Raw genomic sequence first — 24,991 nt, 5'->3', positions numbered from 1 at the left:
GTTATCAATCTTGCAGGCGCGCCTGCATGCCCATTTTGCAGGCATAGATAATCGCGCACAACAGCAGGCTAAACAATGCCGTAGCGATAAACACCCCCGCGCCGGTCAGCGCCAGCAGAATCCCCCCGATAAGCGGCCCGGTGGCGATGCCGAGCGTGCTTAACGTCGACGCGCCAAGATAGGCTCCCCGATGCGCCGGGGGTGCAAGCTGATCGAGCAGGATATTAAGGTTGGGCATCAGGATCGCCTCGCCCACGCTGTAAACGATTGTCGCGCCAATCCACACGTAGACATCCGGCGTGCGGGTTGCCCAAAAACAGATCTGCGAAACGGCAAAGATCGCCGCGCCCAGCAAAATGCGGTCAGGCAGGCTGACGCGAACCAGAAAACGTACCAGGAAAGTCTGTGCCAGCAGCACCGCGCAGGCGTTGGTGACCAGAATCAGCGTCACCAGCCGCACCGCGGCTTCCGGATCCAGGCGCAGCAAATACTGTGGCAGAACGGATTCGTAGTGCACGTAGACCACGGCACATAAAATGCTGCACATCAGCGCCGCCACGTAGAGCCTATCGCGAGCAATAATCATCATGACTTCGTGAAGCTTCACCGGCTTTTCTGCCGCGCCCTCGGCGACAATTTTTCCCGATGGAATATAAAACAGGACGTAGACGAAGAACGGCAGATAGCTCAACGCGGTGATTAAAAACGTCCCCTTCTGGGAGGTTAAACCAAAGGCGATCCCGACCAGCGGGCCGCTCACCGCCGCGACGTTTATCAGGTAGTAACGAAGCTGTAAGGCCAGCGCGCGGCGGCGCTTGTCGCCCAGCAAATCGCTCATCAACGCGCGTACCGGCGGGTCGACCCATGCGTAGCAAACGCCGATGATCAGCAGCCCTAGGACAAATAGCCCGACCCCGCTCGCTAAGGCGAGCAGCCCATAACCCACGCAGGACAGCAGGCAGCCGGTCATCAGGATAGCTTTGCGGCCTAATCGGTCAGAAAGCTGGCCGCCGTACATGCCCAGCACCACCGACAGCAGCGCGCTTCCGGTCATCGCAAGGCCAATCGTCACCGGCGACATTTGATAATTTCGCGTCATGATAATGGCGATAAACGGCCACGCCATAAAATAGCTAAAGCGGATGACCAACGTGAAAAACAGCAGCGCGTGAACCGTGGCAGGAAAGGTTTTTAAACTCTGAAATAGCGTCGCCTCGGCGGGAGGCCTGGCGGCTGGCTTTGTCATCATGCGTCATCCTGTTGATTATCGTTATTGTTGGGAGGGGCTGGCCTGCTTTGCACTAAACGGTTAAAGAGTAATAAGATTTTTCCGCCAGCGTCGCAACGACAATGTTAAGGGATTGTTTAATTCGCCAGCTTGTGATTTGAACGACGGCTGCGGCAGAGAACAAGAGGGGAATAGCGTGAGGAGGATTGCAAAAACCGGAGTTTACGACTGGAAGCGCCAGCAGACCAATGCGGCCGCTGGCGCTCGTTCTTAAAATCTGCCGCTCAGACGCTCGTGGAAGTCGGCGCTGCGCACGTCCATGCCGACAATTTCAACCTGCGCATCGTAGCGCCGGTAGCGCGTTTCAATAGCGTCCAGCACCGCGACCGTCGATGCATCCCAGATTTGCGCCTGCGTCAGGTCGATAATGACGCGCTGCGGATCGTCGGCGTAATGGAAGTGTTCGAACAAATCGTTGCTGCTGGCAAAGAACAGCGGCCCCGTTACGGTGTAACGAACTGACCTGCCGTCTTCTGCAAGCTGCCTTTTGGCATGAACAACGTGGGCGATCCGGCGGGCAAACAGCATCATCGCAAAGATAACCCCGCCCACTACGCCGATGGCCAGATTGCCGGTAAAAACCGTGACGGCAACGGTAACGACCATCACCAGAGTCTCCGGCACCGGCATTCGTTTAAGCGTGGCAGGCTTCACGCTGTGCCAGTTCAGCGTTTTCACCGCCACAATCATCATGATGCCCGCCAGCACGACCATCGGGATCTTCGCCATCATTTCGCTTAGGCCGGTAACCAGCAGCAAAAGTACCAGTCCTGCCGCGACGGTGGAAAGACGAGTCCGCCCCTTGCCCAGTTCGACGTTGACGATGGTTTGCCCAATCATGGCGCAGCCTGCGATGCCGCCATAAAAACCGGCAAAGATATTGGCAACGCCAAGCCCCCAACATTCGCGGCGCTTGCTGGACGGCGTATCCGTAAGTTCATCCACCAGCTTCGCCGTCAGCAGTGACTCCATCAGGCCAACGAACGCGATGCTTAACGCGCAGGGCCAAATAATGCGCAGCGTATCCAGATTCAACGGCACCATTAGTTCGGTAAACCCGGGCATGCCGGCCTGCATCGGGCCGGTGTCGCCCACCGTCGGCACGGAAAAACCCATGCCTACGCAGGCAACGGTAATGACCACGATCGCCACCAGCGGCGCGGGGACGCTTTTGACCACGCGGGGAAGCAGCAAAACGATGGCCAGCGTCAGCGCGAAAAGCCCCCAAACCAGCGGGCTATGGCCCCAGACATGCGGAACCTGCGCAAAGAAAATCAGGATGCCCAGCGCGTTCACAAACCCGGTCATCACGGACAGCGGGATATAGCGCATCATGCGCGCAAGGCCGGTCACGCCGAACAGAATCTGGATAAGCCCCGCAAATACCACGGCGGGGAGGATATACCCTACGCCGTACTGATGGACCATTGGGCCAATCACCAGCGCCACGGAGCCAGCAGCGGCGGTCACCATAGCCGGGCGGCCGCCCAGTATCGACATTACAAGACAGAGCACGATTGAAGCCACAAGGCTGACTTTTGGGTCGACACCGGCAATCACCGAGAAGGAGATAACCTCTGGAATGAGCGCCAGCGCGGTAATCACGCCAGCCAGGGATTCCCGAACAAAAAGCCGGGGGGAACGCAGGACGCAGGCGAGCGAATTTTCCCGCGCATGCATCTGGGTTTGAGTCGTTGTCATAGATTCGTCTTTGCAGGTTTATCATTGTTATCGCCACGTCCAGGCGCGGCCAGGCAGCCGGTGATTGTACTGACAGACTACTAAGGATGCTAATGAATGTGATGCGGTTCAAAAAGCGCTCTGGAAACAGCCAATTAATAACGTGCCATTATAGAAAGCATATTAGCTATAACGAAACAGCTTGAAAAAGTAGCGTAAATGTTACAAATACTGCTGGACATCAGAGGGCGCGGCGATATGATAAAAAAACCGTCTGCGGCGGGCCGCGAAGGATGATGCGGTTGTTCGCTATATTGCAGACAAAAAAAGACCGAATATTAATATTCCATTTTGAAACCCCTAAAAAACAATAGGTTGCCATTGATTCAACTAAGGGTGTCCACACCCTGTCTACATCTCTTTTGCGATTACATAGTAGTGTTAGTATCAAATTTCCACCTAGAGATTCATTGATGTAGTTAATTACTCATAAGTAAAAACATCAATGAATCTCTAGGCATAGATAAGATTAATTTTCAAGTATACATTTAAATATCAGTTATTTTTAATTTTGACCTTCTGCTTTTCCTTTCATAATATGGCATTATATTATTTTTATAGAAGTCAGAAAGATACTCAAACATTTCTCTATATTTTCTATAGTCTGTATCTATGTACGTTAAAGAATGAATATCATGTTTTAAAATGCTAAGTTCAGTTCTATGAATGAACAACCTTTTTTCTCTAGATTTATTTTTATTATTTATCCCACAAGCTATAGTAAAATCTTGCGGTTTAATATTCCCCGATTGTATTTGTTTTGCAAGAACATCAGCATTTACATACGGATTTCTTCGCAAATTTATTTTTAATAAGTACCCATTTGGTATCTCAGGATTAAATATATCCTGCAAAATACCCACTAAAAATTTCAGGCGTTCATACGATTTAATTATTTTCTGCCCTAATCCAAACTCAATAGTGATGCTTTTAGACCTTACCTTGCTGTCCTCTGAAGAAAACTCTAATACACTTCCAATCATGAGCTTATTTATTATTTGCTGCTCGCTATACCCAGCATTCCTGTCATAGTTTCCAACAAATCCCAGAGATCTCATATATGGAACGACATAATATAATAAGAAATCCTTCGGCGAAATTTGATAAAGAAAGCGTAAGAAGTTTAACTTTGCTGAATCATTATCTCTAATTAAATCCCGGAGCAGTTGTTTTTTATCATTTGAGTAAATATGGAATTTTGCGGCATGAAACTCTTGTATTGATTTATGAATGTACGTGTAGAAATCGGTGCCGTCTCGTGAAATTAAATTTGTACCATCTATAATATCTCTCCGAATCATTTTTGAATTATATGATTTACCTTTAGTTTGTTTAACATGCATCAAACTTGCTTCGAAGAACCTATCAATTTGTCTTTCACTAAATTGATATCTATCAGATAAAAATGTACATGCACTGAACGAATCAAATACCATTTCCAACTCATCAACATCCAATTCAGAATATTTATGACGTTCAAAGTGCTTTAGCAAATCATGTGAATACATTAAATTTCTAAATAGACCCGCGTAAAAATCTTTTATTGTTTTAGGAGTATCACGCATACTATAATAACTAACCATTAATATATCAACCATGATAGGGTATATTAATGCTTCTAAAAGAAATTCTCTAGATTTTATTAAACTTATCAACGCCTCTTTTTGCTTTTCACTATGGGAAATTTTACCGATTATCCCTTCAAGATCCTCAGTCTCAAGCTTGTTAACTTGGCAGTTTTTACATCCACTATCTCTGTAAATTTCAGTGTGAGGCCTCGTTGTTACAATCGCTTGGCAATTATATCTATTCCATGTTGATTTTATAATCTCTCTTGCTCGCGTTCTATATGCCTGATTTACTTCATCAAATCCATCATAGAATATTACTAATTTTGAGGACTGCATCAGCAATGAGATACTCTCGTCAGTACATTCAATTCCATAACTTGTAAAGAATTGTTTTATAACACTGATTGTACTAACTGAATTTTCAAAATCCACCTCTCTCAGGTTGATAAAAATTGGTAATCTATTTTTATCTTTGATTTCCTCTATAAATAATTTTCTCAGTATGGTTGTTTTACCTTGTCCTGCACTACCACTTATAACAATAATTCCCTTGTGTTTTATTGTCGTATTATCTTCAATCCTAATTAGATCTCTATTATCCTCCAATGTCAACGTTAATGGATAATATACATCATCTAAATTGACATTTCGCCCTGCATTTGAAAGGCTTCGAAAAGTAAGTATGTCCTTTGATATTTTGATAGCAAATTTATCTACAACTTCTTTAGAGCCGAATTGTTCTAAAATATCTTTTCCTACATCTGTATCTGCTTTCCATTTTACAGTCATGAGATAACTTATAGTTTCAGATACCGCCGTCTTCACAAAGGCACCTGCTCCAGAATCCACGGCAACTTGTAAATAATCTACTGACATATCTTGCTCTCCTGTCATTTCAAAAATCTTGTATTTTTAGTACCACTCGTCCAACGCAGTTAATATCACTTTTTTGGCAAGTGAATTCTAATAAATCATTAGAAAGCTTTATGTTACCTCCTGGTAGCCGAACGACATTCCATATATCATGGATACCATCTATAGAGATCAACCAAGTTCCATTGCCTAAACTTACTTCGCTATAATCAATTAACCAAATATTGTTGTTTTTAAGAACACATTTAACTTTGTCAGCATTTCTATTGCTTTTTGTGAAGAAAAAATTATCAATTACAAATTCACCAGAATCTACTAACTCACCTGTATTAATATCTATTTTTGGAATAACAGTTGCATTATGTATTTCACTATTTTTTCGCTGATCTTTTGCACCCGTTGCCAGCCATAGAAGTGGTACCCCTGTTTCAAGAGCACATGTTACAACGACATCTCCAGGAAAATAGTTCCTCCTTATCCATGTACTTACAGTTCCTGATGATATTTCGAGAAGATCACAAAGTTGTTTTTGAGTGCTAAAACCGTATGCGTCCATGATTCGTTGAAGCACTGCCCTACCGCCATTGGACATTATTTCTTCGTATAGCTTTTTACCATTTAGCTTAGGTTTCTCTCCCATTATTCTTGCTTTTTCAAGTTCACCTGTCACTAACCATTGGACGTCAGTACCTGTGTCTAATGCGCATTGGACTATAACATTTCCGGGTACATGCCCTCGTTGCAACCAGCTCGCCACATTGCTTTTGGCTATTCCTAAATGGTCACTTAAATCTTTCTGCATACTGAAACCATAGGCAGACAGAATCCTCGTGAGTACCTCACTTGCAACTGCATTTTCAAGACGCATTATTCCACCAAGAACGCAAAATTAGTTTTACAGTTAAAATAAAGCGATCTATAGTGGTCACACACCACATGTAACACCATAGAACACAACCATTAATACGGAGATACTGCGTTATGCATACTGAAAATGCAAACTCTCAGCTCACATCTCAGATGCTGGCCTCCCCTGACTTCATTGCAAGCATTGCAGCTCAGTTAGTTCCAGCCATCAATAATGCTCTTGATCAGGCACTGGAAAAAGCTGCAGCGCTGGCGAACTCCCCCACCATGTCTAAAGAAAACTTCTGTGCTGCCAACGGCATCAGTAGTTCATTACTTGAAAAGTGGATTGCAAACGGTGTTGTGCTTCTCGCACCTACACCAACCACGAAGGTCACACGCACTATTACCTGCAAAGAGACAGGTAAAACTCGTAAAGACGTGATGGAAAAGCATGGTAGCGCCTTGATTAACGTTGCTGCATGGCGCGAAAAGAACCGTCAGCACGCCGTAAACTGCCGTTACATCAAACGATAACTTGATTATGCAAGTTTTAAGGTGAGTCACCATGTTTGATTACCAAGTTTCTAAACAGCCCCATTACGAAGATGCATGTCGAAACTTTGCCAGTAAGCACAATCTTGCAGACCTCGCGGACAAGCTCGGCATGCGCCCTCAGGTGCTGCGCAATAAGCTCAACCCTGAGCAACCGCATCAATTAAACGTTCCGGAATTAATGGCAATAACGGACGTAACTGAAGACCCATCTTTGGTTGATGGTTTCCTGACGCAACTCCATTGCCTGCCATGTGTCCCGGTGAATGAATTAGCCGTCGACAGGCTGCAGGAATATGCACTCAAAGCGACCGCAGAAGTCGGCCAAATTGCTGCAGGCGCAACATTCAACGGCAAGCTTACGGCATGCCGTAAGCATTCGATGATTGAGAGCGTTAATTCGGGCATCCGTTATCTCTCCCTTGCAGCCCTCACGATGCATGCGCGTCTGCAGACCAACCCAGCCATGAACAGCGTTATCGATTCTGTCAGTGGCCTGGGCGCGTCATTCGGCCTGATTTGAGGTGATGCATATGGAACCGTCATTCGCTTCATTGCTGAAACGCCAAAGCCCGTCGATGAGTTACGGCCATGGCTGGATTATGGGCGAGAACAATCACCGCTGGCACCCGAGCCGCGATCAGTCTGCATTGTTAAATGGACTGCGTACTCACAAGCCATCACTCGTTACCCGGTTGATTAAACGCTGGAGGACAAAATGAAAAGTGCAGCCCTGGTAAAATCCGCAAAAGCAGGACAAGCGACGTTTAACAATGTGTACTTCATGCACGCCCGTATCGATGGCCCGCAGAAAATGACCGGCGACGAATGTCTCGCTCGTTTTCGCAAGCAGTTAAAAGCCACAAATAACTCGGCGCTGCGTAATTTTAACAAGCTCGACAACAACTTTAAATTCGTTGTCCTGACTCTTGCGAACCGTCTGGAACCTTCATCATTCAAGCCTGATGAAATCGGTAAGCCGTTTGAGTTTTTCGACCAGGCGCGCCGCGCATTGATAATCAGGTCGATGAACGAAATTACCCGCTGGGGAAGTTTGCTCCCATCAAGATTTTCAAAGTACGACTGCTATTTAACTGAGTAATTAATCCAAACCTAAAAACAGGCGTAAACCCGCCGGGCTTCTTATTGCCCAAAATCAGGAGAGTTAATTATGCGTAATACCGCAACCTGTAGTTTCAACACTGATAGCGACGCGCTGGCCGTATTGCTGACCGATGCCAAAAAAGAAGAGCGTAAAGACCGCGCGCTCGCTGTTTCCATTCGTCTTGAGGCGCTGGCTATCCATATCACCAAAGAGGCGATGAACGGCACCGAAGCCGCCGAACTGCTGCGCCGTGAAGCCCTTCGCTTTGAAAATGAATCTCAGGAGCTGCACTGATGGCCGACGCAATAGATTTAGCGCAGCAGCGTGAACAGGAAGACCGCGAGCGGCATATCAAAAATGCGCTCATCCGCCGCGCCAGCGTTTCAGCTTTTGAGTGTGAGGCATGTTCATCACCCATCCCCGAAGCGCGCCGCTTGGCCCTTCCCGGTGTTGAGCTTTGCGTGTCATGCCAGGAGATCGTTGAGTTGAAAAATCAGCATTACAGGGGGGCTATATGAGTTTAGTAGTAGCTAATAACTACCGTATCTCATTCGCCCCGGATGCCGTAAAGGAAGCGAAATACTCGCTTTCACGCCTGCAGACCAACGGTACTAAGGCTCATTTTGCTCTAATGGCTTTGTATGACAGCAAGGTACTTCTTGTCCGTGACATCATTTCTGACAGCCTATTTCGACTGGTGTTTAGCAGGGATGTCGACTCGGTTACTCAGATTTGTGACATAACAGAAAGTATTGTCCAGGAATGCCAGCTCGTTTTTTTATTACTGGATAGTAAGGACTCTCAATCATGAATTGTACGTCGAAAAATATTTTGCACCGCATGGGCGTTTTTGATGACAGTGAAATGCTCGCGAACTTGCTACGACATAATCCTGAAAAATATGCTCTCTCCGAAGCCGCAGCCCATATCGATGGGCTGTGGAACTACACTCTAGAGCTTGCAGGGGAAATTAAACGCCTTCAACAAATGTTAGAAAAGCGCTTCTCTGATATCCCTACCAGAGCCGCTTTATCCAATGAGCTAACAGCGAGTTTCACAAATCATCCAGAAATGCATATTTCGGAAGAAAACCATGTATGCATCCCGGAGTGTCAGTCGCCTCGATCTGCGCAGCCCATAGAGGAGTCAAGTCTCCAGAAATTAGCTCTGATACAAAATTGCGAAAATCATCATGTACAAGAAAGAGCGAAGTGTTCTGAGGAAGGTGCTTTTTGTCTGCATGAAACAAAAGTACAGCCTCACGTGTGCAGTGAACCGCAATATGAATATCTGACTCTAGCTCTGCCCATGAAGCCCAATGATTCAGTACAGATCTATGGCCAATCGAAAAATACTCCGACTCAGTTTTTACCGCTTGCTGAATTATCTCTGACCATGCTGCGCGATCAGGCCATTCGGATGGCAAATGCCTCGCCACGCGCCGTGAGAGATCAATTCGACACGCTTTCTCACGCGGCCATCGATCTGATAAACGCAATGAACTCTCCTTCAGCAAGGCATCACAGCAAAGAAGGAGGTCATTAGCCCCAGCCAATCTATATCGGTTGTCGTTATTTACGGGTTGGTTAATGAAGCGAATGCCATCGATGTATCGAGTTTGTGATTGATGCTTTTTTCCGTTTCGCTCTTCCATCACATAGACCTCTGCAAAAGAATGAGTATGGTAAATATTCCAACAAAAGAAGTATCTGAAAGCTATACATATTGGTGGAATGTACCTTCTCAAGGCATTCCAAGTCCATACTTAACCCATGAACAGCAGCGTCGCCGCGATCGAGAGATTGCGGCGTTGCTGCGTGCGCGTACCGAACTGGCAAAACAGCCGGACTGCGTGCGTTACGATATCAATCGCCGCGTCGATTATTTAGAACGGACCTATAGCGCTCAACGAGCCAATGCTCACCTCGTCACTTTTGTCAGGCGAGCATTGCCACGGCTTGAGCGGGTTGCCGGTAAATATTCCATTAGCGGTATCGATTCGAATTTATCCCGGCTTCTTTTTGGTGGGCGCTTTGACTCACCCGAAATCAGCTTTTTTGCTTCCCGCCTGATAAACATGACCGCTCGCTATAACCGCCTGCAGGATATGTCCAGGGCTGATATCGAGCTGCTGGCCGGTGACGTTGCCAACTACATTACAGGTGAAATTGGGGTAATCGAAGGCGATGTTGGAACCCTAAAAGTGATGCACCAGATCTACATGCGCGCAGCGATTATCGCGCAACATTTCAGATGCATGCCGCCGCTATGGGAGCGCGTGACAACCAGGCTGGTATCGCTGGATGATATCGCCCCGGCAGTGCTGAGGATGACCAATGAAAAATGGTGGCGTGGCCGCCTGCGTCGCGTTGCCGCCGAATGGCGCGAACACCTGCAAATCGCCTTAGGTAATGTCAGTAAAAAAAATGCACCTTACGCCAGTAAGGCCTGCATAGCCGACTGGCGCGAGCAAAAGCGCCGTACCCGTGAATTTCTCAAAGGAATGGATCTGCAGGACGATGAGGGAAACCGCATCAGCCTTATTGATAAATACGACGGCAGCGTCGCTAATCCCCCTATTCGCCGTGGCGAGCTGATGACCCGTATCAGCGGCTTTGAAAAAATCTCAAACGAGCTGGGCTACGTTGGCGAGTTTTACACAATCACCGCGCCGTCCAAATACCACGCGACGACGAAAGCAGGCTACCGCAATACCAAATGGAACGGTGCCAGCCCTGCCGATACGCAAAGTTACCTTAGCGGCGTCTGGTCGCGTATCCGCGCCAAACTACACCGTCAGGATGTGCGTATTTTCGGGATCCGTGTCGCAGAGCCTCACCATGATGGAACGCCCCACTGGCATATGCTGATTTTTATGATGCCGCAGGATGTTGAATGCGTTCGCGCCGTTATGCAGGAGCATGCGCACAAAGAAGATGCCGCAGAGCTGCTGAGCGCCAAAGCTCGTAAGGCGCGTTTTCATGCCGAGGCCATCGACCCGGAAAAAGGCAGCGCCACCGGCTACGTGGCTAAATACATCAGTAAAAATATCGATGGGTTTGCGCTTGATGACGAGCGTGACGATGAGAGCGGCGAGCTACTCAAAGAAACCGCGCCTGCCGTTGCTGCATGGGCGGCCCGCTGGCGTATCCGTCAGTTTCAGTTTATCGGCGGCGCGCCGGTGACTGTTTATCGCGAGCTGAGAAAAATGGCTGATACCGAAACGGCTCACGGCCTAAGCGTGGAATTTGCCGCTGTGCACGATGCGGCCGACGGTGGCCGATGGGCTGATTATGTTAACGCCCAGGGCGGCCCGTTTGTGCGACGTGACGATCTCCAAGTGCGCACATGGTACGAGCCAACCGAGACATTAAACGAATACGGTGAGGAATGTGTACGCATCAAAGGCGTTTTCGATACCACCGTGGGCATGGACTCGCCGATATTAACCCGCCTCGTACAGTGGAAGATTGTCCCCAAACTCGCCCTTGATTTGGACGTTGACCTTAAGGGCGATCCTTCGCCCTCTCGGAGTTCTGTCAATAACTGTACGGGGGACATTTTGCCGACTGTATCCCCTCCCCCGGTTATTGATCTCACAAGGCGACTTAATCGAGCAGAAAAGCGCAGGTTAAGTCAGAGGATAAGGGCTGAAAGACCAGCCAGGAAAAAAGATGGCGCCTGGCTGCAGCCTTATGACAGAGAAACGCTGGCCAAAACCGCCGATAACGTTAAGGAAATGACTGGCGAAACCATAAGTCAGGGAGCCGCGCTATATCTCATGAAAGGCGGAAAAATGAGGATTGGTACTCAGTGGTGCCATGCGTCCACAAAGGGAATTATTTTTTCTGCTGAACCGCCATCCACCGCTCCTCGGATTGCCAGGTTGATGCAGCGCATCGAAAACCTATCTCCTGGAGCAACCAAAAACGTGCTTCATGATCCATTCGGAAAGTATGAAAACATGCTTAAAAAGGCCGATCCGGATGCCCATAAACTGCTGTTTGAAAGCAGGACAAAGCGTCGTCAGCTTTGCCTAACATCGAGAAGTGTAGGGTCAGGCAAGTGAGGAACGGCTGCTTTCCCAGGCTACGGCATGTCAGTAACTTAGAACTGATTAATTCATAACCACTGAAAATTACCTTTTGATATCAGCATCATAATTATCATCAGCTAAGCCGATAAAAACCTTCCCATACAATAATTTTGCATGCTACTGTATATGTATACAGTCATTTATTCATAGGGGAAGTTTCGTGCTAATGGAACAAAATAGCCGTACCCAACATAAATTAGCCTGCGTGCAATTCATTGCTGAGGTATCTCTCATCGCTAACTGCAAACCAGCCGACCTGAAGCTAGCTTTGACCCTCATCGCGGACCTGGTACACAGCGAAATCCAGGAAGCGGATGACGAGATTTTTTATGACATTGAATAGTGATTAGAACGACGGAGGTCCAGCTATGAGCGAGCGCTTTGACAAGTATCAAATAGTTTACCGCGGTCAGACGCTGGACTTTTATGTGCCTGACGGCTGGGTCTTTTTCCAGAGACCAAAAGAGTGTGGCGGAGGCTACTGGTTAGGCCGAACCTGCGACGGATTTTTTCTCTTTGGGATAGAACGGCCAGTGTCACTTTTGGAAGGGATCCAGTACTTATTGGTCGTCGAACGAGTCGAGAAAAGGCATCTTGAATTCGACGATGATTTCACGCTTTTCTAGCGGTTCTCCCAACATTAATACGCTGGACGCGCGGGTAGTATTTTGTCGCTTTGCCCGTACTGATTTAACGAGATTTTTTCCATTTCTTGCCATGCATGCCTAGGTGCATCTTTTCGCATTTGTCACAGAGTGACGCCCGCCCCCTTCCCCCGCAGGCCAGCCCTAGCCTAAGCAAGACAATGCACCTGCATTAAAACCGCCCCATGAAGCGGGCAGGCGTGGCGGGGATAGCATTGCGCGACATAGCTCTTTATTAAACCTCTAGATTTATTTATCCAGAAATGTTAAATAAATCAAAAAAATCAAGGAGTAAATCATGTCTGATAAGAGTAACATTGAGTTGATAATCAATGAAAATGGTAACAGCAATGCTTACGGTGTTATGCTTCCATGTGAACCAGCCTCTTTCGGGAGTTTTATATCTAAATTACTTGGAAAACCTCAAGTTATAGATAAGATCATCCCGGGGAGTTTCAGATTAGATAAGGAAGATGTAATTTGCCTCCATCACCTGATTCATCAAAGAATAAATCAACAAAACGAATCATCATTTATTCAATTCACCGCTAAGATGTTTTTTGATGATAACTCAACGGTTCAGATAAATACTATTGAAGAATTTTCAAATTACCTAGAAATAAAAAAAGTAATTTGCACCTCGCTTGAACTATCTTGGGTTTATTTGATATCCTTTAAAAACAAGGGTGCCCCCGAAAAACAACAAATAAATGTTTCTTTTGGACGCTCTGATTATAGATATCGCTATCAGAGTAACATTGGATTAAATAGAAAATTCATCACTGCAGACAATCTAATGTTGATAAACATCATGCACACAGAACGGTCATGGGGGGTAGATATGGAATCATTGATAAGTACACAACTGTCTAACTTCATTGACAGCAAGAAAAGCTACAATCACTTTATATACAAAAACCATGAGTCAATAGGGTTAGTCTCAGGTTGTCTATTATTCGCTGGGTTTGTCGCAGGTGGCATTATTTCCACATCAAAATTCGTCGCTAAATATCAAGATGCTGTGGATAAATTAACACAAGGAGGTAGTGATGTAATTATGTCTCAAAAAATAGACTTTTTGCTATCGCTTGCGTCCACTGGTGCGTGGCCTCGATACGTTTTGGCTTTGGTTTTTTTCCTGGTAATAGCATCAGTCATTTCAATAGTTGCAGGAACTTGGATTTCCAGCAACGGGGAATCAAAATTACAAAGTTGGATCCTGCTTACAGATAAATCCAGAAATGAATATGACATATATAAAGAGAATCTAAATAAAAGCATGCTTTTATTTTTTGGCAGCATACTAACCTCCGTAGTATGCGGTATTATTGGAAATGTCATTTTCAATTTTTATTTTACGACTTGATGTTTCCAACCTAACCAACGAGGGATAGACAAAGTAATTTACTAGAATATCCCTCATTGAAACCAATTTTAAATTCTAGCTACTTAACCCCAAAGAATAATTCTTGAACCGGATCACCTCATCCCCTATCCACTCGTTAACCTCCTTAATCCTTTCCTGCAGCGGCGTCAGCTCGTTACGCACGAACACCTGCGCCGCCTTCACCACGTCACCAAAGCCGCCGGTATTATTGGGAATAACCCCCATCATCTGGGGCGGCACGCGGTGCGCGCTCATTAAATCCTCGGCGCTCGCCTTCTTGATGTTAAAGAAATCGTCTTTGGTCGCCACCTCGCTGAGCGGCACGATTTTAATCCCGTCCGGCTTGCCGTTCGGCGCGTAGAAAAACAGGTTTTTAAAATTCCCCAGCCCCTTTGAGCTGCGCATCGCCTCGCGCAGTGACTCCACGTCGGTACTGCTCTGCGCCGCGTCGGTCACGTACATGATGTAACCCGCGTGCGCGCCGTTTTGGTAGTACTTGCGGCGGAACAGCGTCGCCGACTCGTTCAGCCAGGCCGAGTTAAGCGCGCTCAGGTATTCCGGCAGGCCGTACAGCTCCTGGTTGATATCCGGCTCCAGCAGGTGGAACACCGAACCCGGCGCGAACGCGTGCGGGGTGACGAACGACTGCACGAACCAGTACACGCCCTCGCTTGTGCCCCTGCGGGTGTACTTGGCCGGTGAGGTTTCCAGCCTTAACAGCTTGCCGGTGACGCTCATGCGCTTTTCTAAAAACGCATTGCCGAATACCAGAAAATCGAGCGCGAAGCGGCTGAAATCCTGCTGGGAAAGCAGCGGGTGCGGGATAAACGTCGAGGCGAGGATATTGCGCTTCACGTAAATCGGCGAGCTGTGGTGAACGGCGGCGCGCAGCGTTTTAGCAAGGCCGGTAAAGCTCACCGGCGGCTCAAACCATTTGCCGTTACCGACGCATTCGGTGTAGTCCAGAATGTCGCGGCGGTCGAGCACCGGCGACGGCTCCCCGAAGGTAAACGCCTCCATTTTTTGCGTCGCTGCCGGTGCCGTTTTGCTTTGGGGTAATTTGCGCTTTTTAGCCATCAGTTGAACTCCAGAATTGAGGTGGATGCCTGGCCGCTGCCTGCGGTCAACGGCTCATTTAACAGGGCGTGCATGGTGGCCCAGGCGATATCCGCGTGGCTGGCCTCCTCGCTGCGGCTGGCGTCGTAGGTGGCGCTGCGCCCGCTGCTGGTCATGGTCTTGCGGATAGCCATAAACGAGGCGGTCACGTCGGTGTAGCTGACGTCGTACTCCAGGCAGCCGCGCGCAATGGTGTCTTTGGCTTTCAGCACCATCGCGGTTTTCACCTCCGGGCTGTAGCGGATTTCCCGCGCGGCGGGCCAGAACGCGCGCACGAGCTGGTACACGCCCTGGCCGATGCCGGTCGCATCGATGCCGATGTATTCGACGTGGTATTTTTCGGTGAGCTTTTTGATGGACTCCGCCTGGGTGGCAAAATCCATGCCCTTCCACTGGTGGCGCTCCAGAATGCGGAACCTGCCGCCGGAGACCACCGGCGGCGCCAGCACCACGCACCCGGCGCTGTCGCCGGTGTGTGACGGGTCGTAACCGATCCACACCGGGCGATAGCCAAACGGGCGCGTCGCGAACGGCTGCCAGTCGTCGGCCCAGGCTTCCATGCTGTCGACCATGCAGCGCTGTAATTCCTCGAACGGGAATACCGAAGCCTTATCGTCGACGAACTCGCACATGAATAAATTGCGGAAGTCCTCGGCGCTGTTTTCGCGTTTCAGCGTGTCCAGGTTAAACAGGTCGCAGCCCCCGGCGAGCGCGTCCTCGATGGTGACAATCTGCCGCCACTGCCCGTCAGCGCAGGCCATGCCGTTTTTTAACGCCGCGTGGCTGATATCCAGATCCACGCACTCGCTTTTGTCCGACCGGCCCTTGTTGAACAGCTCGCCAGACCAGAACGGATAAGCGCCGTGGGCCAGCGTCGACGGGGTGGAGAAGTACGTGGAGCGCAGGTGCTGCTGCGAGGCCATGCCGCTGGCGACCTTGCGCAGCTTCTGGAAGTTGGGGATCCAGAAAATCTCATCGACCAGCAGGTCGCCGTTATGGCTCTGCGCGGTGTTGGAGTTGGTGCCGAGGAAAATCAGCTTTGCGCCGTTGTTGCCGATGACGATCGGGTCGCCGGTCAGGTCAACGTCGACCAGGCGCGCAAACTGGATGATGTACTCCCGGAACACGTACGCCTGCGTCTTGCTGGCCGACAGGAAAATCTGGTTATGGCCGGTTCTCAGGGCGCGCAGGAGCGACTCGCGGGAGAAGTAAAACGTCGCGCCAATCTGGCGGGATTTAAGGATGTTGCGGATACGGTGCTCAAGCCCCGCTTTATGCCAGCCGAGCTGATAGTCGAAGGACTCCGTGAAGAAAATCTCTTCCAGCTTTTCGATAGCCTCATCGCTGAAAAAGTTCTTTTTCGGCTTCTTACGCTCGCCCTTGTTGCGGTTTGCCACCTTCGGATTCAGATCGGCCTCGTTGCCGGTCTGCGCGTAGCGGTTTACCCGTGCCAGCCGCTCAATCTGGCGGCCCAGCAGGTCAATCTCCTTGAAGTCGCCGCCGTCCTTTTGGGTCTTGGTGATGAGCTGGATAAGCCGCGCCTCGAGGCTGTTTTCGACGCGGGTGATGGGCGCGATGCCGTCCCAGCCGTCGCGCTGCTTCCAGCTCTGCACCGTCGGGCGCTTCTGGCCGAGCATCTCGGCGATCTGCGGCACCGAAAATCCCTGCCAGTACAGCAGCGACGCCTGACGGCGCGGGTCTTTCAGAATGGAGGTGTCTGTGGTGATGGTCATGCCTGCCTCGCGTTAAAGGGTACGGGGCAAGGCTAAAGAATCGGGGCGGGCCGCGCGCTAAGGTGCTGTTGTGTCAGGGGTTGCACTTCCGCAACGGGTGGATGGTCGGGGCGCGAGTGGCGAAACTGGGCACCTCTACCACTCCCCACTCAGGACACCTGAAATGGCAAAGAAAGTTTCTAAATGGTTCCGCATCGGCGTTGAGGGCGACACCTGCGACGGCCGCGTCATCAGCGGCGCGGATATTCAGGAAATGGCCGACACCTACGACGCCCGCGTTTACGGCGCGCGCATCAACCTTGAGCACATCCGGGGCCTGTTACCCGACGGCCCCTTTAAGCGCTATGGCGACGTCGTAGAGTTAAAAGCGGAAAAAATCGACGATGATTCCGCCCTGAACGGCAAGCTGGCTTTGTTCGCCAAAATCACGCCCTCCGACGAGCTGGTCGCAATGAACAAGGCGCTACAGAAAGTTTACACCTCCATGGAGATCCGCCCGAACTTCTCCAACTCCGGCAAGTGCTACCTGACGGGCCTGGCCGTCACCGACGATCCGGCAAGTCTCGGCACCGAATACCTGGAATTCTGCTCCCGCGCCACCGCCAACCCGCTCGCCGGTCGCAAGGAGCGCCCGGAAGATTTGTTCTCCGTTGCCACCCTTGCCGTGCTGGAGTTTGAAGACCAGCCGGACACCGTGTTTACGGCGCTCGCCGATAAGGTAAAAGGCATTTTCAGCCGCAGGCAGGCCGACGACGACGCGCGTTTTAACGACGTGCATGAGGCGGTGACGGTCGTCACCGAACAGGTGCAGGCCAACCACGAAGCCGCAGAACAGCGCCTTGCTGCGGTGGAGCAATCTCTAAAAACCCTGACGGCCAGTATTGGCGAAAGTCAGACCGAGCTTAGCTCACTCAAAAACACGCTGGATAAAACCGAAAGCCAGAAATTTTCGCGCCGCCAGAAATGCACCGGCGGGGAAGGTTCCGAGGCGGGTCTGACCGACTGCTGATAATACCGCAGCACAGGCCATATCAGAGAACCGGCACAATTAATTACAGAACAGGAAATTAGAAATAATGCGTAAAGAAACCCGCTTTCAGTTTAATAAATATCTGAGCCGCATCGCTGAGCTTAACGGCGTTGAGGTTGAAGACCTGAACAAAAAATTCAGCGTCGAGCCGTCGGTGACGCAAAAGCTCTTTGAGAAAATCCAGCAGTCATCTTCTTTCCTGAAACAAATCAATATGATTGTTGTGCAGGAGCTGACGGAGGAAAAAGTCGGTATTGATGTAACCGGCACGATTGCCAGCACGTCGGATACCGATAACGGCGTCGAACGTAAGACCGCTGATTTTGCAAAGCTTGATGCGTTCCGCTATTTCTGCAAACCGGTCAATTTTGACTATCACCTGAAATACAACAAGCTGGATTTATGGGCGCGTTTCCAGGACTTTCAGATCCGCATTCGTAACGCCATCGTTAAACGTCAGTCGCTGGATTACATCACCATTGGCTTTAATGGCGTAACCCGCGCAGCCACCTCAGACCGCATTAAAAACCCCATGTTGCAGGATGTGGCCATTGGATGGTTGCAGAAATACCGCAACGACGCACCAGAGCGCGTGATGTCGAACGTTACCGATGACGACGGTGCGGTGATTTCAAACACCATTAAAATTGGGCCCAAAGCCAAAGGAGGCCATTACGCCAACCTCGATGCGCTGGTTATGGATGCGCATGAATCTTTGATTGATGAGATCCACCGCGAAAACCCGGAAATGGTGGTGATTTGTGGCCGTCGTATTCTGACCGACAAGTATTTCCCGATGATTAATAAATTTCAGGCGAACAGCGAACAGCTTGCCGGTGAGCTGATTATCAGCCAGAAAACCATCGGTCAGCTACAGGCCGTACGCGCGCCATTCTTCCCGGCTAACAGTATTTTTATTACCACGCTGGATAACATCTCTATCTATCTCTATGAGAACGGTCACCGCCGACACATCGTTGAAAATCCGAAACTTGACCAGGTAGAAAACTATGAGCAGGTGAAAGTCGACTTTGTTATCGAAGACTACGCCGCCGGTTGCCTGATTGAAAATATCGAGATTCTGGAGCAGGACGAAGCTGAAACGCCGGAAACTGCTAGCGCAGATGTGTTTGCGGCTGCTGTGGTTAATGCCCTGAAAGTATTAACCGCCCCGGAAACTCAGACGGCTGAGACCGAAATCGAAAGCGGAGAGGCGTAAAAATGGCGAGTCCCGCCCAGCGTCACATGATGCGGGTTTCGGCCATTGTCAGCGCGCGGCGGGACGATAACCCGCTGCGCCACGCAAGCGCCTACGAGCAGATGCTCGTTAAGCTGGCCGCAGACCAACGCACGCTAAAACACATTCATTCCATCGAGCGCAAGGCCGACAAAAAGCGCGAGCTGCTGCCGTCGTATGCGCCGTGGGTCGCCGGTGTCCTCGCGGAGGGCAAAGGCGCGCAGGATGACATCGTGATGACCGTCATGCTGTGGAAGCTCGACGCCGGTGATATCGCCGGTGCGCTGGAGATTGCCCGCTACGCGCTGCGGTATGGCCTCACCATGCCCGCCGCTTTTCGCCGCACCACGCCCTATACGCTTGCAGAAGACGTTGCCCTGGCCGCCATGCGCGCCCACGCCGCCGGGGAGCCGGTCGACGTCGGCCTGCTGCTGACCGCGCAGTCGCTCACCGCCGGGGCGGATATGCCCGACAGGGTGCGCGCGAAGCTGCACAAAATCACCGGTCTGGTACAGCGAGACCTTGGTCAGCTGGTCGGGGCGCTCACCCAGCTTCGCAGGGCGATGCAGCTCGACGCGCAGGCGGGGGTTAAAAAGGACATCGAGCGCCTTGAAAACGCCCTTAAGCCGAAGCCCGCGCCGGTCAAAAAGCCAAAGACAAAAGCGCGCCCCCGTAAGCCCGTGACCACGCCGGGCAAACGCGGCCGCCCCCGCAAGGTGGATAAAACCACCGGATAAGAATGCGCCCCGCGCCGGACGGCACGCCGGTTGAGACTGGATTTCATCCTCATCAATACCGGCGTCCACCGTCCACCTATTTTGAGGTTGTCATGACGACAGTGATTATCAGCAGGCCCGAAGCCCCGCAGGCCGGTCAGGGCGTGGTTATTCCGCCGCTGCCGGTGGCCGAGGCCGTTATCAGAAACACGGCATTTTTCCCCGACGTGGAGCCGCTGCGCATTCGCGAGCTGCTGCGCCTTGAGCACACGGTAACGCCGGTGCGCCTGCGCGCGGCCATCGTCGACGGGATGGCCGAAACCAACGCCGAGCTGCGCGACTACCGGCGCGAGCAGATGGCGCTCGGGTATGAGCACCTGGCCGCCGTCCCGGCCGACGCCATCGACGGCGAAAGCGTGCGCTGCTTTTACTATCTCCAGGCCGTGACCGCGATGACCACCGCAAAGCTTTACGAGAGCTATCGCGGGGTGGATGCGAGCGCTAAGGGGGATAAAAAGGCCGACAGCATCGAGAGCACCATCGATGAGATGTGGCGGGACATGCGCTGGGCGGTGTCCCGGCTGCAGGACAAATCCCGCTGCATCATCGGGCAAATCTGATGAAGGCCATCGCCCTGCAGGGCGACACGCTGGACGCGCTCTGCGCCCGCCGTTACGGACGCACCGAGGGCGTGGTCGAGGCGGTGCTGCTGGCGAATCCCGGACTGGCGGAACTCGGCGAGGTGCTGCCCCACGGCACCGCCGTTGAGCTGCCGGATGTGGAAACTTCTCCCCAGGCGGAAACGGTGAATTTATGGGACTGACAATGGAAAAAGTGTGCACCTGGCTTGCCTACTGGCTCGCGGTCGGGCTGGCGTATTTCGGGGCGATGACGCCCCAGCAGACGGGGCTGTATATCGGCACCGGTGCGGCCATTTTTACCGCGCTGGTTAACTGGTGGTATCGCCGTAAAACCTGGCTGCTGCTGAAGGCGGCGGGACTGGATAAGGAGGTGATGCGTGGCCTCAGTCGTTAAGCGTTGCAGCGTGGCCGCGGTGCTGGCCCTGGCCGTCCTGGTGCCTGACTTCCGGCTGCTGAAAACCTCCCCCGACGGGCTGGCGCTGATTGCTGACCTTGAGGGGTGCCGCCTGCGCCCGTACCAGTGCAGCGCCGGTGTGTGGACGTCCGGCATCGGCCATACCGCAGGCGTCACCCCGACAGGCGATATCACCGAGCGGCAGGCGGCCGGGAACCTGGTGGCCGACGTGCTGAACGTGGAGCGCCGTCTTGCTGTCTGCGTGCCGGTTGCCATGCCGCAGCCGGTCTATGACGCGGTGGTGAGCTTTGCCTTTAACGTCGGCACCGGTGCCGCCTGTCGCTCGACGCTGGTCTCGTTTATCAAGCGCCAGCAGTGGGCGCAGGCGTGCGGGCAGCTCCCGCGCTGGGTGTACGTCAACGGCCAGAAAAATACCGGGCTGGAAAACCGCCGCGCGCGGGAGCGTGCTTACTGCCTCAGGGGGGTTAAATGAAAACGCTGATTATTCTGTTGCTGCTAGCGCTCGCCGGTCTGGTGTGGATGAAGCGCGAGAACGCCACGATCGCCCGCTCGTTTGAAAAAGCCAGCCGCGTTGCCGGTGAGCAGAAAACCCAGATAACCATGCTGCGTAACCAGCTCGGCGTTGCGGAACAGATCCGGCAGCGTAACGAGCGTGCGCAGGTGGATTTACGTAACAAACTTGCCACCGCCAGCACGCTTGCGGCGAACCGTGGCAACACCGTAACGAGGTTACTCAATGAAAATAAAGCCCTGCGCGACTGGTATGAGTCTGATTTGCCTGATGACATTATCCGGCTGCACACGCGACCGGCCTTTGACACCACCGCCGGTTATTTACAGTGGCTGTCCGAAGGTGGCGCTGTGCCCGATACCGGCAAGCCAGCCCCGCACTAACGGCGACCTCAGCGCCGACATTCGCCAGCTTGAGGCGGCACTCGTCAGCTGCGCCGCCCAGGCTGAAACCATCAGACACTGTCAGGATGAACTCGATGCTCAAGCCAGCCAGTTTACGCAAAGCGCTATGTGATGCGGCACCGGTACTGCGTAATAACCCGGATATGCTGCGCATCTTTATCGACGGCGGGAAAATCGCCGCCACGCTCGCGACCTCGCTGTCGTTCGAAAATCAGTACACGCTGAACGTTATCGTCACGGACTATCGCGGCGATCTGGATTACCTCATCGTGCCGATTAACGCCTGGCTGCGCGAGAACCAGCCCGACATCATGACCACCGACGAGGGCAAAAAAAGAGGCTTCACGTATATTGCCGATATTAACGACGACGAGAGTGTCGACGTGAGTATCAGCCTGTTACTGACTGAGCGCACGCTCGTTAAGCAGGAAGGCGAAACCCTGCACGTGAGGCACGCGCCCGAGCCACCGCTGCCGGAGAACGTCACCCGGCCAATGGAGCTGTACGTTCACGGCGAGCTGGTGAGCAAGTGGGATGAGTGAATTTAAGCCCTTTGAGGACAAGCTTGCCGGGCTTATCGAAAGCCTTTCACCTGCCGCGCGTCGCCGGATGGCCACAGAGATGGCGAAGCAGCTGAGAGCCTCGCAGCAAAAGCGCATCAAGGCCCAGCAGGCACCGGACGGCACGCCCTATGCCGCCCGCAAGCGCCAGCCGGTGAAGGGCAAAAAAGGCCGGGTTAAACGCGCGATGTTTACGAAACTGCGCACCAACCGGTACATGAAGGCGAAAGGCACAAGCGACGCGGCCGCGGTGGAGTTTGTCGGGCGCGTGCAGCGCATGGCGCGGGTGCATCAGGAGGGACTCCGGGATAAACCGAACCGCTACAGCGAAGCCGTGCAGTATGAGGCGCGGCCGCTAATTGGAATCGACATACATAATATCAAAATAATTGAGGGTGTGTTCTTAAACTATTTATCTTACAATAAATAAATCCTTGCTAAGATAATCTAACATCTCGATTTTCTGTCAAGTAAGAATAAGTATACTAAAATTGAAAACTGCAAAGGACTAGTATGATGAATAGGGAGTTTAAAGGGAAATATTCCAACTTGATTGAAAGATTAGATTTCCATGTGAATAAGGAATATGATCGCTTTTCTATGGATAGAATTATGGCTCTTTTTAAATTACGGGATTTTTTGTCAATAAGCTTATCTCGACAAGAGTTTGTCGAACCATGCAATAGCGATGGAAAAACATATAGAGGCATATCCCTCTACGCGGCTATGCTACATAGCGTTGACTTACTGATTTATAATTTTATTAACGATGAATCATTGGTAGTGATCAATGGACGTTCTCCAGTGAATTTGACAATGGGGGTGTGCGTTTCTGAGCTTGTTGAAAGTGGATATAATTTTCCAAACAATAATAAATCAATACTTGAAATTCAAAATCTTTATGTAAATAGAAATGATGAAATGATAGGCAGTATGCTTTTAGATTTTTCGGTGTCTACATTCTCTGCTTTCGAATATTTCATTTCAAAAATATATTACTCCAAGGTAAATGCTGAAACCATAGAAGCACATAATCGTAAGTTTCATAAAAACATACCCGCAAACCTTATGATTGATACCGTGCTGGGGCTAATCAAGGGTGACGAAAAGCTAACAAAAGCAGAGCTTAAGGACTTCAGAGATTGTATTGACATTCATAGGAGAATAAGGAATACAGTCCATACACTAGGGATATACACAAAAAAAGAAACCCTCAAATATACAATTGAAAGTTGCTCTGTTTTTTTAGAATTCAATAAAAGCGTTTATACAGATAGTCACCAATTTAATATTTTGTTGTGTGAGAAAATGACCCGTATATATATGAAAGTCTGCGTTCTATTAGGCGTAAAGCAAATCGAATATGTAGAGTGTGAAAATACGGGGCGTATTTGATTTATTTCTATGGAACATTGGTGATTATTATCTCTTTTGACAGGTAACAGCTTAATTTCTTTGAGCTAAGTTGTGCCATTACCTACAAAACGTTCTTACGTTGCCGCCTGAACACCTGGGCGGCATCATTTCACCATGAATAATATTAGTTCTCTCAGTGAACTTGCGCGCCTCCTGCGCAACGTGATCCGCACCGGCGTAGTAATCGAAGTCGACACCGCGCGGGCGTTATGTCGTGTTGAAACGGGCGGGATTACGACCGACTGGCTCAACTGGATGACGCCCCGCGCGGGCCGCTCGCGTACCTGGTGGGCACCGTCTGCCGGTGAGCAGGTTTTGCTGCTGGCCGTGGGCGGCGAGCTTGATACCGCCTTTGTGCTGCCCGGCATTTATTCCGACGACTATCCCGCGCCATCTATCTCCGCCGATGCGTTTCATATTTCCTTTCCTGACGGTGCCGTTATTGAGTACGAGCCGGAAACCGGCGCGCTGACCGTTTCGGGTATTAAAACCGCCACTGTCACCGCGTCCGAAACCGTTGCCGTGACGGTGCCGGTAGTGACCGTTATGGCAAGCCAGAAAATCACCCTCGATACGCCGGAGGTGGTCTGCACGAACAAACTGACCACCGGCACGCTTGAAGTGCAGAAAGGCGGCAGAATGAGCGGCAACATCGAGCACACCGGCGGCACGTTCAAATCCAACGGCGTGCAGGTTGACGACCATGACCACGGCGGCGTCGAGCGCGGCGGAAGCCGCACGGAGGGCACGCAGTGACGGCACGTTATATCGGCATGAACCGCAGTTCCGGCCTGAGCCTGTCGGACGCCGGGCACATCAGTCAGAGCGTGCGCGACATTCTTATCACGCCCATCGGCTCGCGCGTCATGCGCCGCGACTACGGCTCGCTGCTCTCGGCGCTCATTGACCAGCCCGATAACCCGGCGCTGCGCCTGCAGATTATGGCCGCCTGCTATATGGCGATCCTCAAGTGGGAGCCGCGCATCCGCCTGACGGCCATCACCTTTGAAAGCGGGAAGGCTGGCGAGCTGTTCGTCGATATCACCGGCGTGCGCACCGGCAGCAGCGGCGCGCCCTTTTCACTAACCGTTCCCCTGAGCTGAGACT

The 24,991-nt window shown here is 51.0% G+C and carries 32 protein-coding genes; 26 read left to right on the top strand and 6 right to left on the bottom strand.

The annotated features are described in order from the left end of the window. Positions 1-4 precede the first annotated feature (4 nt). From ACSPHG_RS09575 to ACSPHG_RS09560, 4 genes are all read right to left on the bottom strand, one after another. The gene (locus ACSPHG_RS09575) at positions 5-1,249 is read right to left on the bottom strand and encodes an MFS transporter (RefSeq protein ID WP_435953238.1); all 1,245 of its coding nucleotides are present in this window, start codon (positions 1,247-1,249) and stop codon (positions 5-7) included. Between the two features lie 249 nt (positions 1,250-1,498). Next, positions 1,499-2,989 carry a SulP family inorganic anion transporter gene (locus ACSPHG_RS09570; protein ID WP_435953237.1) on the bottom strand — a complete coding sequence of 497 codons (1,491 nt, stop codon included), beginning with the start codon at positions 2,987-2,989 and terminating at the stop codon, positions 1,499-1,501. Between the two features lie 527 nt (positions 2,990-3,516). Further along, positions 3,517-5,475, bottom strand: coding sequence for an NACHT domain-containing protein (locus tag ACSPHG_RS09565; RefSeq protein WP_435953236.1), 1,959 nt, complete (start codon positions 5,473-5,475; stop codon positions 3,517-3,519). 19 nt (positions 5,476-5,494) lie between these two features. Next, entirely contained in the window at positions 5,495-6,274 is a 780-nt protein-coding gene (locus ACSPHG_RS09560; RefSeq protein ID WP_435953235.1) for a helix-turn-helix domain-containing protein, read from the bottom strand. A gap of 179 nt (positions 6,275-6,453) precedes the next feature. Here ACSPHG_RS09560 and ACSPHG_RS09555 point away from each other — a divergent pair, with 179 nt between their 5' ends. From ACSPHG_RS09555 to ACSPHG_RS09500, 12 genes are all read left to right on the top strand, one after another. Next, positions 6,454-6,855, top strand: a complete 402-nt coding sequence (locus ACSPHG_RS09555; protein WP_435953234.1) for a hypothetical protein — start codon at positions 6,454-6,456, stop codon at positions 6,853-6,855. A gap of 31 nt (positions 6,856-6,886) precedes the next feature. Further along, entirely contained in the window at positions 6,887-7,396 is a 510-nt protein-coding gene (locus tag ACSPHG_RS09550; protein WP_435953233.1) for a phage regulatory CII family protein, read from the top strand. Between the two features lie 10 nt (positions 7,397-7,406). Then, complete coding sequence (locus ACSPHG_RS09545; RefSeq protein WP_435953232.1) at positions 7,407-7,595, top strand: phage filamentation protein Fil family protein; 189 nt, start codon at positions 7,407-7,409, stop codon at positions 7,593-7,595. Further along, complete coding sequence (locus tag ACSPHG_RS09540; protein WP_435953231.1) at positions 7,592-7,975, top strand: hypothetical protein; 384 nt, start codon at positions 7,592-7,594, stop codon at positions 7,973-7,975. Before ACSPHG_RS09545 ends, ACSPHG_RS09540 begins: the two co-directional genes overlap by 4 nt. 69 nt (positions 7,976-8,044) lie before the next feature. Then, positions 8,045-8,272 carry a DUF2732 domain-containing protein gene (locus ACSPHG_RS09535; RefSeq protein ID WP_435953230.1) on the top strand — a complete coding sequence of 76 codons (228 nt, stop codon included), beginning with the start codon at positions 8,045-8,047 and terminating at the stop codon, positions 8,270-8,272. Then, positions 8,272-8,496: a TraR/DksA family transcriptional regulator gene (locus tag ACSPHG_RS09530; protein ID WP_435953229.1), complete on the top strand. Its 225-nt coding sequence runs from the start codon at positions 8,272-8,274 to the stop codon at positions 8,494-8,496. The genes ACSPHG_RS09535 and ACSPHG_RS09530 overlap by 1 nt, the downstream gene beginning before the upstream one ends. Next, on the top strand, positions 8,493-8,789 hold the full coding sequence (locus ACSPHG_RS09525; protein WP_435953228.1) for a DUF5405 family protein: 297 nt from the start codon (positions 8,493-8,495) through the stop codon (positions 8,787-8,789). The genes ACSPHG_RS09530 and ACSPHG_RS09525 overlap by 4 nt, the downstream gene beginning before the upstream one ends. Further along, positions 8,786-9,523 (top strand): hypothetical protein, encoded by a 738-nt coding sequence (locus ACSPHG_RS09520; RefSeq protein ID WP_435953227.1) that lies wholly within the window; start codon positions 8,786-8,788, stop codon positions 9,521-9,523. Before ACSPHG_RS09525 ends, ACSPHG_RS09520 begins: the two co-directional genes overlap by 4 nt. A gap of 136 nt (positions 9,524-9,659) precedes the next feature. Continuing rightward, positions 9,660-12,047 carry a replication endonuclease gene (locus ACSPHG_RS09515; RefSeq protein WP_435953226.1) on the top strand — a complete coding sequence of 796 codons (2,388 nt, stop codon included), beginning with the start codon at positions 9,660-9,662 and terminating at the stop codon, positions 12,045-12,047. A gap of 193 nt (positions 12,048-12,240) precedes the next feature. After that, a complete protein-coding gene (locus ACSPHG_RS09510) occupies positions 12,241-12,417 on the top strand; it encodes a hypothetical protein (RefSeq protein ID WP_435953225.1) in 177 nt (58 codons plus the stop codon). A gap of 25 nt (positions 12,418-12,442) precedes the next feature. Then, positions 12,443-12,700 (top strand): hypothetical protein, encoded by a 258-nt coding sequence (locus ACSPHG_RS09505; RefSeq protein ID WP_435953224.1) that lies wholly within the window; start codon positions 12,443-12,445, stop codon positions 12,698-12,700. A gap of 316 nt (positions 12,701-13,016) precedes the next feature. Further along, a complete protein-coding gene (locus ACSPHG_RS09500; RefSeq protein WP_435953223.1) occupies positions 13,017-14,084 on the top strand; it encodes a hypothetical protein in 1,068 nt (355 codons plus the stop codon). Between the two features lie 75 nt (positions 14,085-14,159). Here the strand turns inward: ACSPHG_RS09500 and ACSPHG_RS09495 are convergent, their stop codons facing one another. Continuing rightward, positions 14,160-15,182: a phage portal protein gene (locus tag ACSPHG_RS09495; RefSeq protein ID WP_435953222.1), complete on the bottom strand. Its 1,023-nt coding sequence runs from the start codon at positions 15,180-15,182 to the stop codon at positions 14,160-14,162. After that, complete coding sequence (locus ACSPHG_RS09490) at positions 15,182-16,954, bottom strand: terminase ATPase subunit family protein (protein ID WP_435953221.1); 1,773 nt, start codon at positions 16,952-16,954, stop codon at positions 15,182-15,184. The genes ACSPHG_RS09495 and ACSPHG_RS09490 overlap by 1 nt, the downstream gene beginning before the upstream one ends. A gap of 163 nt (positions 16,955-17,117) precedes the next feature. On the opposite strand from ACSPHG_RS09490, the gene ACSPHG_RS09485 reads away from it, so the two are divergent. From ACSPHG_RS09485 to ACSPHG_RS09420, 14 genes are all read left to right on the top strand, one after another. Next, the gene (locus tag ACSPHG_RS09485) at positions 17,118-17,963 is read left to right on the top strand and encodes a GPO family capsid scaffolding protein (protein ID WP_435953220.1); all 846 of its coding nucleotides are present in this window, start codon (positions 17,118-17,120) and stop codon (positions 17,961-17,963) included. A 67-nt stretch (positions 17,964-18,030) separates the two neighbouring features. After that, the gene (locus tag ACSPHG_RS09480) at positions 18,031-19,203 is read left to right on the top strand and encodes a phage major capsid protein, P2 family (protein ID WP_435953219.1); all 1,173 of its coding nucleotides are present in this window, start codon (positions 18,031-18,033) and stop codon (positions 19,201-19,203) included. A 2-nt stretch (positions 19,204-19,205) separates the two neighbouring features. Then, on the top strand, positions 19,206-19,958 hold the full coding sequence (locus ACSPHG_RS09475) for a phage terminase small subunit (protein ID WP_435953218.1): 753 nt from the start codon (positions 19,206-19,208) through the stop codon (positions 19,956-19,958). Between the two features lie 92 nt (positions 19,959-20,050). Beyond that, entirely contained in the window at positions 20,051-20,557 is a 507-nt protein-coding gene (locus ACSPHG_RS09470) for a head completion/stabilization protein (RefSeq protein WP_435955987.1), read from the top strand. Further along, on the top strand, positions 20,557-20,760 hold the full coding sequence (locus ACSPHG_RS09465; RefSeq protein ID WP_435955986.1) for a tail protein X: 204 nt from the start codon (positions 20,557-20,559) through the stop codon (positions 20,758-20,760). The genes ACSPHG_RS09470 and ACSPHG_RS09465 overlap by 1 nt, the downstream gene beginning before the upstream one ends. After that, positions 20,751-20,972, top strand: a complete 222-nt coding sequence (locus tag ACSPHG_RS09460; protein WP_435953217.1) for a primosomal protein — start codon at positions 20,751-20,753, stop codon at positions 20,970-20,972. The genes ACSPHG_RS09465 and ACSPHG_RS09460 overlap by 10 nt, the downstream gene beginning before the upstream one ends. Continuing rightward, entirely contained in the window at positions 20,956-21,465 is a 510-nt protein-coding gene (locus ACSPHG_RS09455) for a lysozyme (protein ID WP_435953216.1), read from the top strand. The genes ACSPHG_RS09460 and ACSPHG_RS09455 overlap by 17 nt, the downstream gene beginning before the upstream one ends. Next, positions 21,462-21,887: an Rz-like lysis system protein LysB gene (lysB, locus tag ACSPHG_RS09450; RefSeq protein ID WP_435953215.1), complete on the top strand. Its 426-nt coding sequence runs from the start codon at positions 21,462-21,464 to the stop codon at positions 21,885-21,887. The genes ACSPHG_RS09455 and lysB overlap by 4 nt, the downstream gene beginning before the upstream one ends. Next, a complete protein-coding gene (gene lysC / locus ACSPHG_RS09445) occupies positions 21,775-22,020 on the top strand; it encodes an Rz1-like lysis system protein LysC (RefSeq protein ID WP_435953214.1) in 246 nt (81 codons plus the stop codon). Before lysB ends, lysC begins: the two co-directional genes overlap by 113 nt. Beyond that, entirely contained in the window at positions 21,983-22,450 is a 468-nt protein-coding gene (locus ACSPHG_RS09440) for a phage tail protein (RefSeq protein ID WP_435953213.1), read from the top strand. Before lysC ends, ACSPHG_RS09440 begins: the two co-directional genes overlap by 38 nt. Further along, a complete protein-coding gene (locus tag ACSPHG_RS09435) occupies positions 22,443-22,898 on the top strand; it encodes a phage virion morphogenesis protein (RefSeq protein WP_435953212.1) in 456 nt (151 codons plus the stop codon). Before ACSPHG_RS09440 ends, ACSPHG_RS09435 begins: the two co-directional genes overlap by 8 nt. An 83-nt stretch (positions 22,899-22,981) precedes the next feature. Next, a complete protein-coding gene (locus tag ACSPHG_RS09430; protein ID WP_435953211.1) occupies positions 22,982-23,863 on the top strand; it encodes a hypothetical protein in 882 nt (293 codons plus the stop codon). A 135-nt stretch (positions 23,864-23,998) separates the two neighbouring features. Then, complete coding sequence (locus ACSPHG_RS09425; RefSeq protein ID WP_435953210.1) at positions 23,999-24,640, top strand: phage baseplate assembly protein V; 642 nt, start codon at positions 23,999-24,001, stop codon at positions 24,638-24,640. Next, positions 24,637-24,987 (top strand): GPW/gp25 family protein, encoded by a 351-nt coding sequence (locus tag ACSPHG_RS09420; protein ID WP_435953209.1) that lies wholly within the window; start codon positions 24,637-24,639, stop codon positions 24,985-24,987. The genes ACSPHG_RS09425 and ACSPHG_RS09420 overlap by 4 nt, the downstream gene beginning before the upstream one ends. Positions 24,988-24,991: the final 4 nt, after the last annotated feature.

This window comes from Dryocola baronae (genome assembly GCF_051297175.1).
GTDB lineage: Bacteria > Pseudomonadota > Gammaproteobacteria > Enterobacterales > Enterobacteriaceae > Dryocola.
This window is presented reverse-complemented; position numbering and strand designations above follow the sequence as displayed.